The sequence below is a fragment of the Peribacillus sp. S4 genome (assembly GCF_046715815.1).
In the GTDB taxonomy this organism is placed as follows: domain Bacteria; phylum Bacillota; class Bacilli; order Bacillales; family DSM-1321; genus Peribacillus; species Peribacillus frigoritolerans.
In genome coordinates this window covers 4,831,253-4,844,841 of record NZ_CP175708.1, presented here as the reverse complement: position 1 = coordinate 4,844,841, position 13,589 = coordinate 4,831,253, and the positions used below count along the sequence as shown (strand labels likewise).

Annotated in this window: 9 protein-coding genes; 8 read left to right on the top strand and 1 reads right to left on the bottom strand. The window is 43.2% G+C overall.

Annotated features, from left to right (window positions below; genetic code table 11):
- Positions 1-8 precede the first annotated feature (8 nt).
- Positions 9-155 carry a hypothetical protein gene (locus ACJ9PY_RS23130; RefSeq protein ID WP_403192085.1) on the top strand — a complete coding sequence of 49 codons (147 nt, stop codon included), beginning with the start codon at positions 9-11 and terminating at the stop codon, positions 153-155.
- A gap of 61 nt (positions 156-216) precedes the next feature.
- Here ACJ9PY_RS23130 and ACJ9PY_RS23125 read toward each other — a convergent pair whose 3' ends face one another.
- Positions 217-801 carry a LysE family transporter gene (locus ACJ9PY_RS23125; protein WP_230134839.1) on the bottom strand — a complete coding sequence of 195 codons (585 nt, stop codon included), beginning with the start codon at positions 799-801 and terminating at the stop codon, positions 217-219.
- Positions 802-904: 103 nt separating this feature from the next.
- Between ACJ9PY_RS23125 and ACJ9PY_RS23120 the strand changes: the two genes are divergently transcribed.
- From ACJ9PY_RS23120 to ACJ9PY_RS23090, 7 genes are all read left to right on the top strand, one after another.
- A complete protein-coding gene (locus ACJ9PY_RS23120) occupies positions 905-1,459 on the top strand; it encodes a helix-turn-helix domain-containing protein (RefSeq protein ID WP_095679261.1) in 555 nt (184 codons plus the stop codon).
- Between the two features lie 1,548 nt (positions 1,460-3,007).
- Positions 3,008-5,818, top strand: a complete 2,811-nt coding sequence (locus ACJ9PY_RS23115) for a bifunctional metallophosphatase/5'-nucleotidase (protein WP_411739101.1) — start codon at positions 3,008-3,010, stop codon at positions 5,816-5,818.
- Positions 5,799-10,205, top strand: coding sequence for an endonuclease (locus tag ACJ9PY_RS23110; RefSeq protein WP_411739100.1), 4,407 nt, complete (start codon positions 5,799-5,801; stop codon positions 10,203-10,205). The genes ACJ9PY_RS23115 and ACJ9PY_RS23110 overlap by 20 nt, the downstream gene beginning before the upstream one ends.
- A 592-nt stretch (positions 10,206-10,797) precedes the next feature.
- Positions 10,798-11,460 carry an L-serine ammonia-lyase, iron-sulfur-dependent subunit beta gene (sdaAB, locus tag ACJ9PY_RS23105; protein ID WP_034310833.1) on the top strand — a complete coding sequence of 221 codons (663 nt, stop codon included), beginning with the start codon at positions 10,798-10,800 and terminating at the stop codon, positions 11,458-11,460.
- Between the two features lie 40 nt (positions 11,461-11,500).
- The gene (gene sdaAA, locus ACJ9PY_RS23100; protein ID WP_053536547.1) at positions 11,501-12,376 is read left to right on the top strand and encodes an L-serine ammonia-lyase, iron-sulfur-dependent, subunit alpha; all 876 of its coding nucleotides are present in this window, start codon (positions 11,501-11,503) and stop codon (positions 12,374-12,376) included.
- 287 nt (positions 12,377-12,663) lie between these two features.
- Complete coding sequence (locus ACJ9PY_RS23095; protein WP_164468812.1) at positions 12,664-12,822, top strand: hypothetical protein; 159 nt, start codon at positions 12,664-12,666, stop codon at positions 12,820-12,822.
- Between the two features lie 152 nt (positions 12,823-12,974).
- Positions 12,975-13,520, top strand: a complete 546-nt coding sequence (locus ACJ9PY_RS23090; RefSeq protein WP_411740317.1) for a DinB family protein — start codon at positions 12,975-12,977, stop codon at positions 13,518-13,520.
- Positions 13,521-13,589 lie beyond the last annotated feature (69 nt).

The following is a 13,589-nucleotide window of genomic DNA, read 5'->3' as shown; positions in this document are numbered from 1 at the left end:
AGATTTGAGTGGGTTCCATCAAAATTTTTAAAAAAGTTGGATTGGAGCTGGTTATCGAGACTCCTGCGGGAAAGGCGCTTCCAAGGGGGTTCCCACAGGCACAAAGGCGCCGGGGGCGGACCGCCCGCGGAAAGCGAGTGCCTGGAGGGAAATGAACGTTCGAAATTTACAAATCAGCAATCCTTCTTAATGAAGGTTTGTGCCCTTTACCTTTTTTTAGTGTGTAAGAATCGAAATGGCACTATACACTAATAACAAAGCCATGATTACATTAAACTGACTTCTATACTTTGATAAAAACGTTTGAAAAACAGAACCGAACATACTCCAGCAGAACGTACTCATAAAACCAACGAAAGCCAGAAATAATGAAAAGAATAGTAAGCTGAAATTTGAAGAGTGATAAGGTAGGATGAAGGTCGATATTGCCGTGATGCCATATAAGATTCCTTTTGGATTTATGAATTGTAAAAGCATGCCTGCTATAAAACTATTGTTCTTGTCATCGTTATCGTCCTTCGCTTTAGTTGAACTGGAAATGATTTTTATAGCCAGATACAGCATGTAAATTGCACCAAGGATCGTCATGATAAATTCAATCTTTGGTATGAAATTTTCAAGCAAAACATTAAAATAACTGCACAATAGCATGATTACAAAAAAACCGGCACCTACTCCGAAACAAAATTTAATCGTCTTTTTTAACCCGTACTTGTTCGCAAATAACATGGCCATGATGTTATTTGGACCCGGAGTGAAACTTGTAACAAAAACAAATAGCAAAAAAGATAGTAATGGCATGGTTGACTCCCCTTTGTATGCTATAATGACCAAAATTGACATTATAACGATTTCCTTTTTATTGTACAATGCCGACGTTATATTGTAAATAAGGAGCATTTTTATGGAAGAAATAAATTTTATTATTGCTAACAATTTAAAGGCCATCAGGGAAAGTAAGAAATTAAGTCTTGAAAAGGTTGCAGAATTGACTGGAGTAAGCAAAACGATGATTGGACAAATAGAAAGGGGAGGATCGAGCCCTACGATTACAACGATTTGGAAAATAGCCAATGGATTAAAGATTTCATTTTCTTCACTGATAAATAGTCCGCAGCCGGATACAAAAATTGTTTTAAAAAGTGAAATTCAATCATTATCTGAAGATAACGGCAAATATCGAGTTTATCCCCACTTTCCCTTTGAGGATGAGAAGCGCTTTGAAGTATATTCAGTCGAGATAGAAAAAGGTGGATTCCTAAGTTCCGATCCACATAGGGAAGGAACCGAAGAGTACATAACTGTTTTTGAAGGGGAAGTGACAGTACGTGTAAATAACGAAGAATATACGGTCAGGAATGGTGATTCTATCAGGTTCAAGGCTGACAGACCGCATGCCTACCATAATTCAGGGGATACAATAACTCGATTAAGCATGATCCTGTATTATCCAACTTAAAAAAGGGAGTAATGTAGTTCTGTTAATATATCTTAGCAAATCCCCTATGGATTGACTGTTGGTATGGTCTGCCTGTTGGGGATTTTCTGGTTTTCTTACAGAATCGGCTCTTTTTATTTAGTCTTCTTCAAGCCCAATTACTTAAAATACAATATTTTACAATGTCTATAAACTATATTTAACCTTCTCCTACTAATATAGAAATGTACCTTCTTATCCTCTGTAAGAAACCCTTGGAGGATTCGTCCATCATGCAGCAAGGCGTCTCTTGATTCTCGCAATACGCCAATTTCCTATAACCCACATTGATAGAAGAAATTTGCGACACTACTGCCGAATAACTGGCTAACCAAGACCCCGGAGACGCTTGCTTTGATATAGATTGGCAGCCAGTCGGCGGAAAAGGAGCGGATTTCCGAAAGGGGGTATGTGTAATGATTTACACTCCAGGCACTCGCTTTCCGCGGGCGGTCCGGGAGCCTCCTCGGCGCTCGCCTGCGGGGTCTCCATTGGCCCCGCTTTTCCCGCAGGAGTCTCACACCTTACGTTCCAATCAGCTGGAAACTTCTCTTTTTAGAAATATTTTAGGAAAACTGGATCTTCTTCTCCAATTCTTCTACAGTCTGGCGGTTCCGCCAATTTTCCGGCAAAAGGAGTTTTGAATTGCTCTCGCCCCGAACCATGATTTTAAAAGAAGACTAGAATATCCTTAATGTTTTTTTACTATAATCCTCATTGGATGGAAGAAATTTGCGACACTCCTGCCGAATAACTGGCTAACCAAGACCCCGGAGACGCCTGAGTCGAGGAGGCTTGGCAGCCAGTCGGCGGAAAGGGAGCGGATTTCTGAAATCAACTGGAATGTTCCTTGAAAAAACTGTAAGCAAACTGGCTTTCTTAGAATTTGTCTACTATTAGAGGTTCGGAATAGTATCATCCCGAACCAGGATTTTATAAGTAAACTAGTATCCTTAATGTTTTTTTTCAGTACCCCTCATTGGATGGAAGAAATTTGCGACACTCGTGCGGAATAACTGGCTAGCCGAGACCCCAGAGACGCTTGAGTCGAGGAGGCTTGGCAGCCAGTCGGCGGAAAGGGAGCGGGTTTCTGAAATCAGCTGAAATGAAAAAACCGCAGGCAAACTCGCTTTTCTTCGAATTTATGTACAGTCTGAGAGAGAGCTAAATCTCTCTCTTTTTTTTGGTTAATTTAGGCATAAAGACCAAGGGTGATACCGACTGAAACTGATGCTATTTTACTAGTAAAACGTTTTTTTGATATATCATCTATCTGTTGCTAGGTATTTTAGGGTGATTATAATGAAAATATTCTGTTAATATTCGGTGTGGTATTGTAAATTTGTTTTAAAATTGGATTATTTTGTTGTAATATAGGAGATACACGAATCTTTAGAGGGAAAAAGTAGGGTGGATTTGTGTATGGGTAAGTAAATTTGTCGGAATTCAGTTTTTGGAAAAGCGTATCAATTAAATGGATAAGTTAGCAGAATGTTATGCCAGTATAGAACTAATGGGGGGATTACGATAATGGGGAAAAAGAAAATCGTAAAAATTGCTTCAGCTACCATAATGGCTGCGACAACGATCGTAGCAGTAGCGCCGGCACCATCGGATGCTGCCACTAGCCTGAATAGTAAAATCAAAACGGCCAAGGCCGCCATCAAAAAACCATTCGATACCTATTTCTACACTTCTAAACTCGCTTCAGTGTCCACTATTGAAAAACAAATCAAGTCTGCAAAACAAGCAAAAAAAGACATCAACTCTACCATTAAAAAATCAATGTTAAGCAAAAAAGAAAAAGATGCCAAATACAAAGAAATCGAAGCTTATGATAAGTACATCACTCGTTCGGAAGGTTATGTAAAAGGCTATAAAGCGGCTGAGAAAGCAAAAGCTGCACATGGCAAATCGATTGGCACCCTTACGAATTCAATACTTGCCAAGAAATCCATTGATATCAGGAATCAATACGAAGCATTGGATAAAGCCGTGAAAAAGGCAGATAAGGATATTAAAGATACGGTTTACGGTGCGAAAATCGAAAAGCTCCTATACGATAAATTCACTAAAGCGACCAAAACAGCTTTGAACGGTGACCTGAAAGTTCCATACTACTATGAAAAAGCTGCTTACTGGGTGAAGAAAGGTGATTTGAAGACCGCGGATAAGCGCATGCAAACCGTTTCTGCGCAATTGAAGAAGGTCAGCAAAACATCCAAGCTCGGAAAAGGCATACACGCCTATGTTAAAGAAGTGAAAGGTAAGTATGATGATGCGATATATGCAGAAAAGAAAAAAGAAGTGGCAAAGCGGGTCAATGCCTATGTAGCTCTTGCCAATGGGGAACTTAAAACGAAAGAACAGATAAACGCGGCTAAAAAAGCGAAAGCAGCGATTCATTTAAATGGAATCAAGGAGTCGGATCGAAAGGAATTCCTTTCGAAAATGGCATTGGCGGATAAGAAAGTCGCTGCCGCTGAAGAAGCTTTGAAAAATCCTGCGAAAGCGATCACGCTTTCCTTGATGCATACGAATGACACGCATGCCCACTTGGATAATGTGGCCAAAAGGGTGACGGCTGTTAAGGAAGTGCGTAAGAATAAGCCGCAAGCTCTTTTAGTTGATGCAGGTGATGTATTCTCGGGAACTCTCTATTTTAATGAATTCAAAGGGCAAGCGGATCTTCGCTTCATGAATTTAATGAAATATGACGTCATGACATTCGGGAATCATGAGTTTGATTTGGGTTCCAGCGCCGAAGGTCATCAAGCTTTGGCTGACTTCATCAAAGGGGCAAAGTTCCCGTTTGTCAGTTCCAATGTGGACTTCTCCAAAGATGATAAGTTCAAGGGACTATTCTCGGACCTGATTTCAAGTAAGCCGGAGCAAGGGAAGATATACAATGGCATCATAAAACAAGTGGATGGCCAAAAGGTAGGGTTCTTCGGGCTTACAACTGAAGAGACGAAAGATATTTCAAGCCCAGGAAGTATAGAATTCGAAAATTATCTTGAAGAAGCCGAAAAGGCGGTCAAGGCGTTCAAAGGCATGGGGGTCAATAAGATCGTTGCCGTATCCCATATCGGTTACGATGACAATGCAGCCTATGACAATGATTTGACATTAGCTGCCAAGGTCAAGGGCATCGATGTGATCGTGGGCGGACATAGCCATACGCAGTTGGACGCCCCCGTTGTTGTCGACAAAGATGATAAAGGCAAAACGAAAGAGCCGACTGTCATCGTCCAAGGGTATCAATATAGCGACTATTTAGGAACGATCGATGTGGAATTCGATAAGCAAGGCAAGATTGTCGGACAAGCCGGTCAGCTGATTAAGCTTTCTCAAAAACAGGATGATGCCGAAGCGGCAAAAGTGCTCGAAACCTATTCCTCGAAGATTAAGGAACTGAAGGAAACGAAGACAGGTGCAACAGCTGTGAAGGCCTTGGAAACACCACGTGATGCAGGGGATGCAACCAAGCCGAGCGTCCGCAAAAATGAAACGGAACTGGGTAATTTAATTACGGATGGAATGCTTAGTAAAGCGAAGGAATTCAATAAGGATACGGCAATCGCATTCCAAAATGGCGGGGGAATCCGCGCTGGCATCGATCAAGGTGAAATCACTTTAGGGGAAATCCTCACCGTTTTGCCGTTTGGGAATACGTTAGCGACGATGAAGCTTACGGGTGCAGAAATCAATGAAGCATTAGAGCATAGTGTAAGCCTCGCCCCTAAGGAAAATGGCGGATTCCTGCATGTTTCCGGAATGAAATTCACCTACGACAGCTCGAAGGAAGCAGGCAATCGTGTGACAAAGGCAGAAGTCCTTGGACAAGATGGAACATATTCCGAATTGGATCCAGCGAAGGAATATGTCGTGGCGACCAATGCTTTTACAGCCAAGGGCGGAGATGGATTCACCGTTTTCAAGAAGGCTTATGAAGAAGGAAGAGTGACGGATATCGGACTCGCTGATTGGGAGAATTTACGTGATTATGTAAGCGGGCTGAAAACTGTCGATCCAAGCATCGAAGGACGCATCAAGGATGTGGCGGGAAGCCATACAGATCCGACCGTGGTATTGGCTAAAGACTTTGGCGGAACGGCTGATGCGCCAAAAACACATGAAGGCAATGTAGTTGTGGATATCGCGGATATTGCTTCATTGGAACATGCAGTGGTTAAAGGGAATCTTACATTAACGGGAACTCCTGCGGATGATTTTACTTTTTCAGAGGTTACAGTAGAGGGTGATTTGGATTTATCGGGACTTAACGGTAAGACCGTAAGCCTGAGCGGTGTCACGGTGAATGGCGAAACCATTCTTTAAGCGCGGTTTTCAAATGATTGCTGAGCCTATGGAAAAAGTTGGAGGGGTTGAGATCTTGAAGAAGAACGGGATAAGCAAGCTTTTCTTTGCCATACTGATCGTACTGTCAACGGTTCTGCCAAATGCAGCCGCAGCAAATGCCGAAGGGACAATATCGGTCGTGGAAGCGATTAATAATAACAGCGGAACGGCGACGGTGAAGGGATATATCGTCGGTACAGCTAAAAGCGGTACAAGCTATCAACAAACATCGCCTTTTACTGAAAGTACGAACATAGGCATTGCCGATAGTCCGGATGAAACGGATGTTAAGAAAATCATGCCTGTTCAGCTTCCGGCCGGAAGTATCCGAACGGCCTTGAATTTGGTCGAACATCCGGAATTACTTAAAGCGCAGGTGACGATTACGGGGAATTTGGAAAAGTACTTTTCAGTACCCGGCCTGAAATCCGCAACGGATTTCACGATCATCACTGATGGGGGAACAACTCCTGAACAGCCTGATGTGAAGGTTCTTGATTCCATTGCCGAGGCGCGCACGAATACGGAAGATGTCGTGCAGGTCGATGGGGTGGTCACGACAGGACTTGGTTATTGGGGAGGAAAAGGTTTTTATATCCAAGATGAAACGGCAGGGCTATATGTTTATGGTTCTTCGTGGCCTGCGGAAGTAAAGCAAGGGGATAACGTTAGATTAATCGGACAAGTATCCGCTTATAATAAGGAATTACAAATCCAACCAACTTCCCTTGAAGTCGTATCTTCTGATAATGAACTTCCTGAAATCCAAACGATTGATGCCTCAGGGGTCAATGAGGATACACAAGGTGAGCTGGTCACCATCGATAAGGCGACCATTACAGAATTGGCCCCATCGGGCACATACGGAACATTCGAATTCAAAGCGGAAGATATTGAAGGGAAATCCGTCATCGTTCGCCATGATAACCGGACCGGTTCGAGCTATGAAGATTTCGTGAAAAGCTTTAAAGCAGGGGATGTCATTTCCGTAACCGGAATCGGATCGAGGTTCAATGACACGTACCAGTTGAAGCCGCGTGGTATTGAAGATTATGAACTGGTGAACAAACCGGCCGTTTACACGGATATTTTCCCTGGTACGGTTAGTGAAAATACAAAGGTATCACTTGAATCTGGTTGGGAAGGAGCGAAAATCCATTATACGCTGGATGGATCCGCACCAACGTCTTCAAGTGCTGTGTACACAGAACCTATCATTTTAACGAAAGATACGGTCATCAAGGCAATCGCTGTCAATGACAAGACATCGGAAGTTTTCACATTTGCCTATACCGTTAACAAAACCACTGAAGTGAAGATTCGTGACATTCAGGGGATGAATCATTTTTCATCTTATGAAACTCAACTCGTCTCAGGTGTGGAAGGTGTCGTCACTTATGTAAAAGATGCGAATAACTTTTACATGCAAGATCCCAACCCGGATAAGGACTTAACGACTTCCGAGGGAATACTTGTGTATAACAAAGCGCATGGCCTAAAAGCGGGCGATCATGTCAAAGTGGCAGGTAAAGTCGCCGAATGGTATATCGAAGGATACGCTGAAATGAAAACGACGGATCTGCCAACAACTGAATTGACCAATACGACGATTGAAAGGCTTGGCACTGCATCGATGCCAGAACCGATCGTCATCGGAAAGGATGTCATTCCGCCGTCTGAGAACATTGATGATGATAGATTGACAGATTTTAATCCGGGTGAAGACGGTATTGATTTCTACGAGAGTCTGGAAGGAATGCTTGTAGAAGTATATAACCCGAAAGTGGTTGCTCCCCAAGACTATGGTGAATTGGTCGTGATCCCAGGGAATATGGAAACGACGACTGCAGTTGGAGGCGTCAAAATAACGGAAATGGATTTCAACCCTGAAAGAATTACCCTGGATATAAATGATGAATCATTTGCAGCCAAAACGGGTGATTTCTTTGAAGGCTCAATCACGGGTGTGATCAGCTATGGATATAGCAACTATAGGGTAGTGACGGATAAAGCCCAGCTGCCTGAGTTAAAGGATGGCGGTGCGGTCAGGGAAGTGACATCTTTAGAGAAGGATGCTGATGAGCTATCGATCGCTTCCTATAATATAGAGAATTTCTCCACTCAAACCGCTAATTCCAAAGTTGAAACGATCGCAACATCCATCATTACCAATCTTAAACAACCCGATATCATCGGGGTAACGGAAATGCAGGATAACGATGGGGCAACAGATAGCGGGACAACGGATTCTGCCCAAAGTGCCAAGAAGTTAACCGACAAAATAAAAGAGCTGGACGGACCGCAATATCAATACATTGATATCGCTCCGGAAGATAAACTTGATGGCGGTGCACCTGGCGGGAATATCCGTGTAGGCTTTTTATATAATGTCGACCGTGTCAAATTGGCTGAAGGAACGAAAGGGACGGCAACACAGTCCGTGGCTTTCAAAGATGGGAAACTCACCTTGAACCCTGGACGAATCGAGCCTGCCGATCCCGCCTTCAAATCAAGTAGAAAGCCTTTAGCGGCTCAATTCGAATTTAAAGGCGAAAGCGTAGTGGTGGTGGCCAATCATTTCAATTCCAAGGGCGGTGACCAGCCGTTGTTCGGCAAAAACCAGCCACCTGTCCTTTCAAGTGAAACGCAAAGGCTTCAAATTGCCTCGATCGTCAATTGGTTTGTCAGTGATATCAAGTCACAGGATGCCGAAGCGAATATCGTCTTGCTTGGAGACTTTAATGATTTTGAATTTTCGGCTCCGCTTAAAACATTGAAGGGCAAGGATTTAACCAATATGATCGAGAAAGTCCCTTTTGAAAAACGTTATTCTTACACATATCAAGGCAACTCACAAGTACTGGACCATATCCTGGTATCGAATAATATGGCCGCGGCCACAAAAGTTGATATTGTCCATATTAATTCATCCTTCATGGAAGTTCACGGAAGGGCTAGTGATCATGACCCTGTACTGATTTCAACCATTTTATCTGAATCAGGCGGAGTTGAAACTCCCGCTCCAGAAAAAACATATAATCTGACAAACGTTATAACAAAAAAACTTACGATTGCTTCACCTAGTGCTTTGATCGATATTGACGAAACATCCAGCATCGAAGAAGGTATCTGGTTAAAAGGTTCATATGCTGTACTCAAAGGCCTTGGGCTGAAGAATGCTGCTGTGACGATTAAACCGGATAAGGATGGTGCAATCATTGATTTTGGCGGCATGGCGGTGAAGGAAGTCATCATTGATAATGCCCATGTAAAAGAAATCAGAGGCGCTGAAAATGTTCAGAAATGGTCGGTAACAGAAGGTGTCGACACATCGAATATCAAATTTGTCGATTCCAAGGGGGAAGCAATTGCTTCCCCTTTCGACCCTAAAGAAAATCATGCGCCCGTCTTAACGAAAACACTGGAAAATCTCGAAGTGAAAGCCGGTTCAAAGGTCACCATCGATTTAAGTGAGCACTTCTCAGATCCTGATGGGGATAAGCTGACTTTTTCATCCACTATCGGTACAGTCACCGGCCAGACATTAACGCTTCCTGCAAATGAAGCTGGAACATACCTTGTCGCAGTCAAGGCCGAGGACCAGCTATCGGAAACGGTTGCCCGTTTCACGTTGACCGTATCGAATGATAAGCCGCTTGAAGCTTATTACGAAACGGCGGCAGGAAAAACGGGAACGGAATTGAAAGCGGTTCTGCACTCGATAATTAAGGGCCATACGATGTTATCTTATGATCAAGTGTGGAATGCCCTTAAAGAAACGGATGAAGATCCAGTGAACAAACAGAATGTCATCTTGCTTTACTCTGGAAAATCGATCTCGGAGAACGCGAATGGGGGCAATGCCGGACAATGGAACCGCGAACATGTTTGGGCAAAGTCCCACGGTGATTTTGGGACAAGCAAAGGTCCCGGGACAGACCTTCATCACCTCCGTCCCGCTGATGTGACAGTCAATGGAAAACGGGGCCACCTTGATTTCGACGAGGGGGGTCAAACATATAGTGGATGTGAATGTAAGTTTGATTCAGATTCATGGGAGCCGCCAGACCATGTTAAAGGCGATATAGCACGGATGCTACTTTACATGGCCGTCCGATATGAAGGAAACGGCGAGTTGGATCTTGAATTATCAGATACGGTCAATACGTATCCGAAGCCGCTTCATGGAAAGCTATCGACACTCTTGAAATGGAATGAGCTCGATCCAGTCGACGATTTCGAGAGCCATCGCAACGATGTCATTCAGGACTGGCAAAATAACCGCAATCCATTCATCGACCATCCTGAATGGGCATCCGAAATTTGGGGTGCCGCTGGATCCAGAGATGAAAAAAAGGCGAGTTAAATCGGAGATCGAAGGGAAAAGCAGCCTGATGGCTGCTTTCAGACTGTAGACAAACTCGATGAAATCGAGTTTGTCTATTTTTATGGCTTGTACAATTTGAACGTTGATTTCCACTCCAGGCACTCGCTTTCCGCGGGCGGTCCGGGAAGCCTCCTCGGCGCCTTTGCGCCTGTGGGGTCTCCCCTAGACACGTTTTCCCGCAGGAGTCACGAACACCCGCTACGGTCAGCTTAGTTATAAAATTAGATGCAAACCGTACTGATCGGTTGAAAGAATTGCTTTGGGTCAGCTGGTTTAGGAACATCCTTATTAAAAGTGGCCGCCAGGCTGCTTTTTTTGTTTTCTTCAAATTTAAAGGATAAAGGTTAATTATCTTAAAATACTGAATAATCAAATATTATTTCTAAGTTAAATAATAAAAAATATTGGTAGGTATGTTATGTAATATATGTTAATATGGGATATGCAATGAAAGGGTTTTCATTGCAGAAATGATAAAAATATTTTAATATAGTAATAATGCCGCTTTTTGATCTTCATTCACTTTAAAAGACGGTTAAAAAATTTATTGCCAGAAATGGGGCATTACACGATGAAATACAGATCTGCATTCGATATAATCGGTCCCGTCATGATTGGACCTTCAAGTTCACATACAGCAGGAGCTGCCAGAATTGGCAGAGTAGCACGGACATTATTTGGAAAGCAACCGAAGAAAGCGATTATTTCTTTATATGGTTCTTTTGCAAAAACATACAGGGGACACGGTACGGATGTTGCTGTCGTAGGCGGGATCTTGGATTTCGATACGGATGATGAACGAATCCCTGCCTCTTTAACGATAGCGGAAGAAGCCGGTATGGACGTTTCCTTTACAATCGAGGATACTGTGATGGATCATCCTAATACAGTCAAAATCAGATTGTTCGACGAGGATAAGGAATTGGAACTTGTCGGGATCTCGATTGGCGGCGGAACGATAGAAATAACGGAACTGAATACATTCAAGCTTAAATTGTCAGGGGAAAACCCAGCCATTTTAGTCGTGCATAACGATGTGTTTGGAATCATATCTTCCGTTTCGACCGTATTGGCGAATCATGAAATTAACATTGGTCATATGGAAGTCTCACGTAAAGAAAAAGGCCAAATGGCCCTCATGGTGATTGAAGTCGATCAGAAAATCCAGAGCGATGTCATGATGGAAATTGAAGGATTGGAAAACGTGTCGCAAGTCATAAGGATGGTTGAATGATCATCATTAAAAGTGCTGGCATAGATATGGAGGTAAAAACATGTTCCGAAATGTAGCAGAGTTGGTTGAACTTGCTGAAAGTAAAAATGTGAAAATCGCGGAAATCATGATTTTACAAGAAATGGAGTTCTCAGGCCTGTCGAGAGAACAGATCATCGAAAAGATGGACAGGAATTTGACAGTGATGGAACAAGCGGTGGAAAGAGGCCTGAAAGGTGTGCAATCCGTGACAGGCCTAACGGGCGGAGATGCCGTTCTTTTGCAAAATTATATCAAGTCGGGCAAGGCACTGGCAGGTAATTTATTATTGGATGCCGTCAGTAAAGCTGTTGCGACGAACGAAGTGAATGCAGCAATGGGGATGATTTGTGCCACTCCGACTGCAGGTTCTGCGGGAGTTGTGCCCGGTACATTATTTGCCGTGAAAGAAAAATTAAACCCGACCCGGGCAGAGATGATTGAATTTCTTTTCACTTCCGCTGCCTTCGGATTCGTGGTTGCAAACAATGCTTCCATTTCTGGAGCGGCTGGTGGCTGCCAAGCAGAAGTGGGCTCGGCAAGCGGAATGGCCGCAGCTGCGATAGTGGAACTGGCCGGCGGTACACCAAGCCAAGCGGCAGAAGCGATGGCGATCACTTTGAAGAATATGCTTGGATTGGTTTGCGACCCAGTGGCTGGATTGGTTGAAGTTCCTTGCGTGAAACGTAACGCAATGGGTGCATCCAACGCAATAACGGCAGCTGATATGGCACTTGCGGGCATTACGAGCCGCATTCCATGTGACGAAGTGATCGATGCCATGTATAAAATAGGATTGACCATGCCGGTTGCACTTCGTGAAACGGCAGAAGGCGGCCTGGCTGCGACTCCTACTGGGCGAAAATTGGCAAAGGAAATTTTCGGTTCATATAAATAAACATCCAATCCCATTAACAAGAGGTTTGTTAATGGGATTTTTAATTTGTCTTAAAAATAAATGAGGCTATTTTTGTGGATGAAAAAAGGAAATTAGAGGAAGACCGAGGGATTTGGCGTTTTTGGACACGGGGATGGAAACAGTCGTTAAAAAATCTGAATTATCAGTGAATATGGAGCCGTAGCAACTTTGTGAGTTATCCCTTTCAATGATAAGATGAGTACGAAATTCACTATGGGAAGGATTGATTCTTCATTAATTTTCTCGAACTAACGTACACGTCGGCAATGGAAAAAGCGATGTTTCAGGCTCATGGAATCGGCTATGCACAATATGCTCAAAAACTGGAGCAACGCATGATGGTTGAACAAGAACGGGAACAGGATTATTTACAGGGCAGGCGTATATCAGAGGAGATGAGAGCCAATCTTTTTTTGGGGAGCTAATTTCGATCTGCGATATCGATAACATAAACGGAAAAATCTGGAAAAGGAGCAATCGAAAAGATTGCTCTTTTTGTCCGGCCATAAAGGATATTTTTCCATTAAAAAGAAGGAAACAACACTTTTAAATAGAATGTACGTTCATGAAGAGGAGGATGGTCTTGTTGGAGAGAAGAGCATTGCTTGTATCAGCATTACCGGGTTATGATGAGGAAATTGGGCGGTGGCTATGGTGTTTAGAAGATGTTCGCCGTACGCTTATATCGGAATTGACTGGAATCAGCCAAAATATACTCGATTCGAAAATCGATGAAAGGCAAACGATTGGCTCGATGTTATATCACATCGCGCTGATAGAGGCAGATTGGTTATACGAAGAGGTCCTTGTTACGGAATGGGATTCGGAAATATCCGCGTTGTTTCCAGTAGGGTGCCGTGCTGAAGATGGCTCCCTAAATCATATTGAAGGACAAACATTGGACGAACATTTCTACCGACTCAATAAGGTGCGTGAGGTATTTCTTTCAAACTTCCGGACGATGGACCTGACGGATTGGCGTAAACCGAGGGTACTTGATCAATATGACGTCACACCTGAATGGGTCGTGTACCATTTGATTGAACATGAATCACATCATCGAGGTCAGATTTTCCAATTGCTGAAGAAATTACGGAATAAAAGTGAAATTAAAGAAATGTGATGTTTTTATCCCTGCTATCAACATGGTCTCACCCCGAACCATCCTTAGTGTTTTTTACCGTTATCCACA

Coding starts and splice junctions, on each gene's coding strand:
- ACJ9PY_RS23125 (WP_230134839.1), bottom strand. CDS start 801: ATGCCATTACTATCTTTTTTGCTATTTGTTTTTGTTACAAGTTTCACT.
- ACJ9PY_RS23120 (WP_095679261.1), top strand. CDS start 905: ATGGAAGAAATAAATTTTATTATTGCTAACAATTTAAAGGCCATCAGG.
- ACJ9PY_RS23115 (WP_411739101.1), top strand. CDS start 3,008: ATGGGGAAAAAGAAAATCGTAAAAATTGCTTCAGCTACCATAATGGCT.
- ACJ9PY_RS23110 (WP_411739100.1), top strand. CDS start 5,799: ATGGCGAAACCATTCTTTAAGCGCGGTTTTCAAATGATTGCTGAGCCT.
- sdaAB (WP_034310833.1), top strand. CDS start 10,798: ATGAAATACAGATCTGCATTCGATATAATCGGTCCCGTCATGATTGGA.
- sdaAA (WP_053536547.1), top strand. CDS start 11,501: ATGTTCCGAAATGTAGCAGAGTTGGTTGAACTTGCTGAAAGTAAAAAT.
- ACJ9PY_RS23095 (WP_164468812.1), top strand. CDS start 12,664: ATGGAAAAAGCGATGTTTCAGGCTCATGGAATCGGCTATGCACAATAT.
- ACJ9PY_RS23090 (WP_411740317.1), top strand. CDS start 12,975: ATGGTCTTGTTGGAGAGAAGAGCATTGCTTGTATCAGCATTACCGGGT.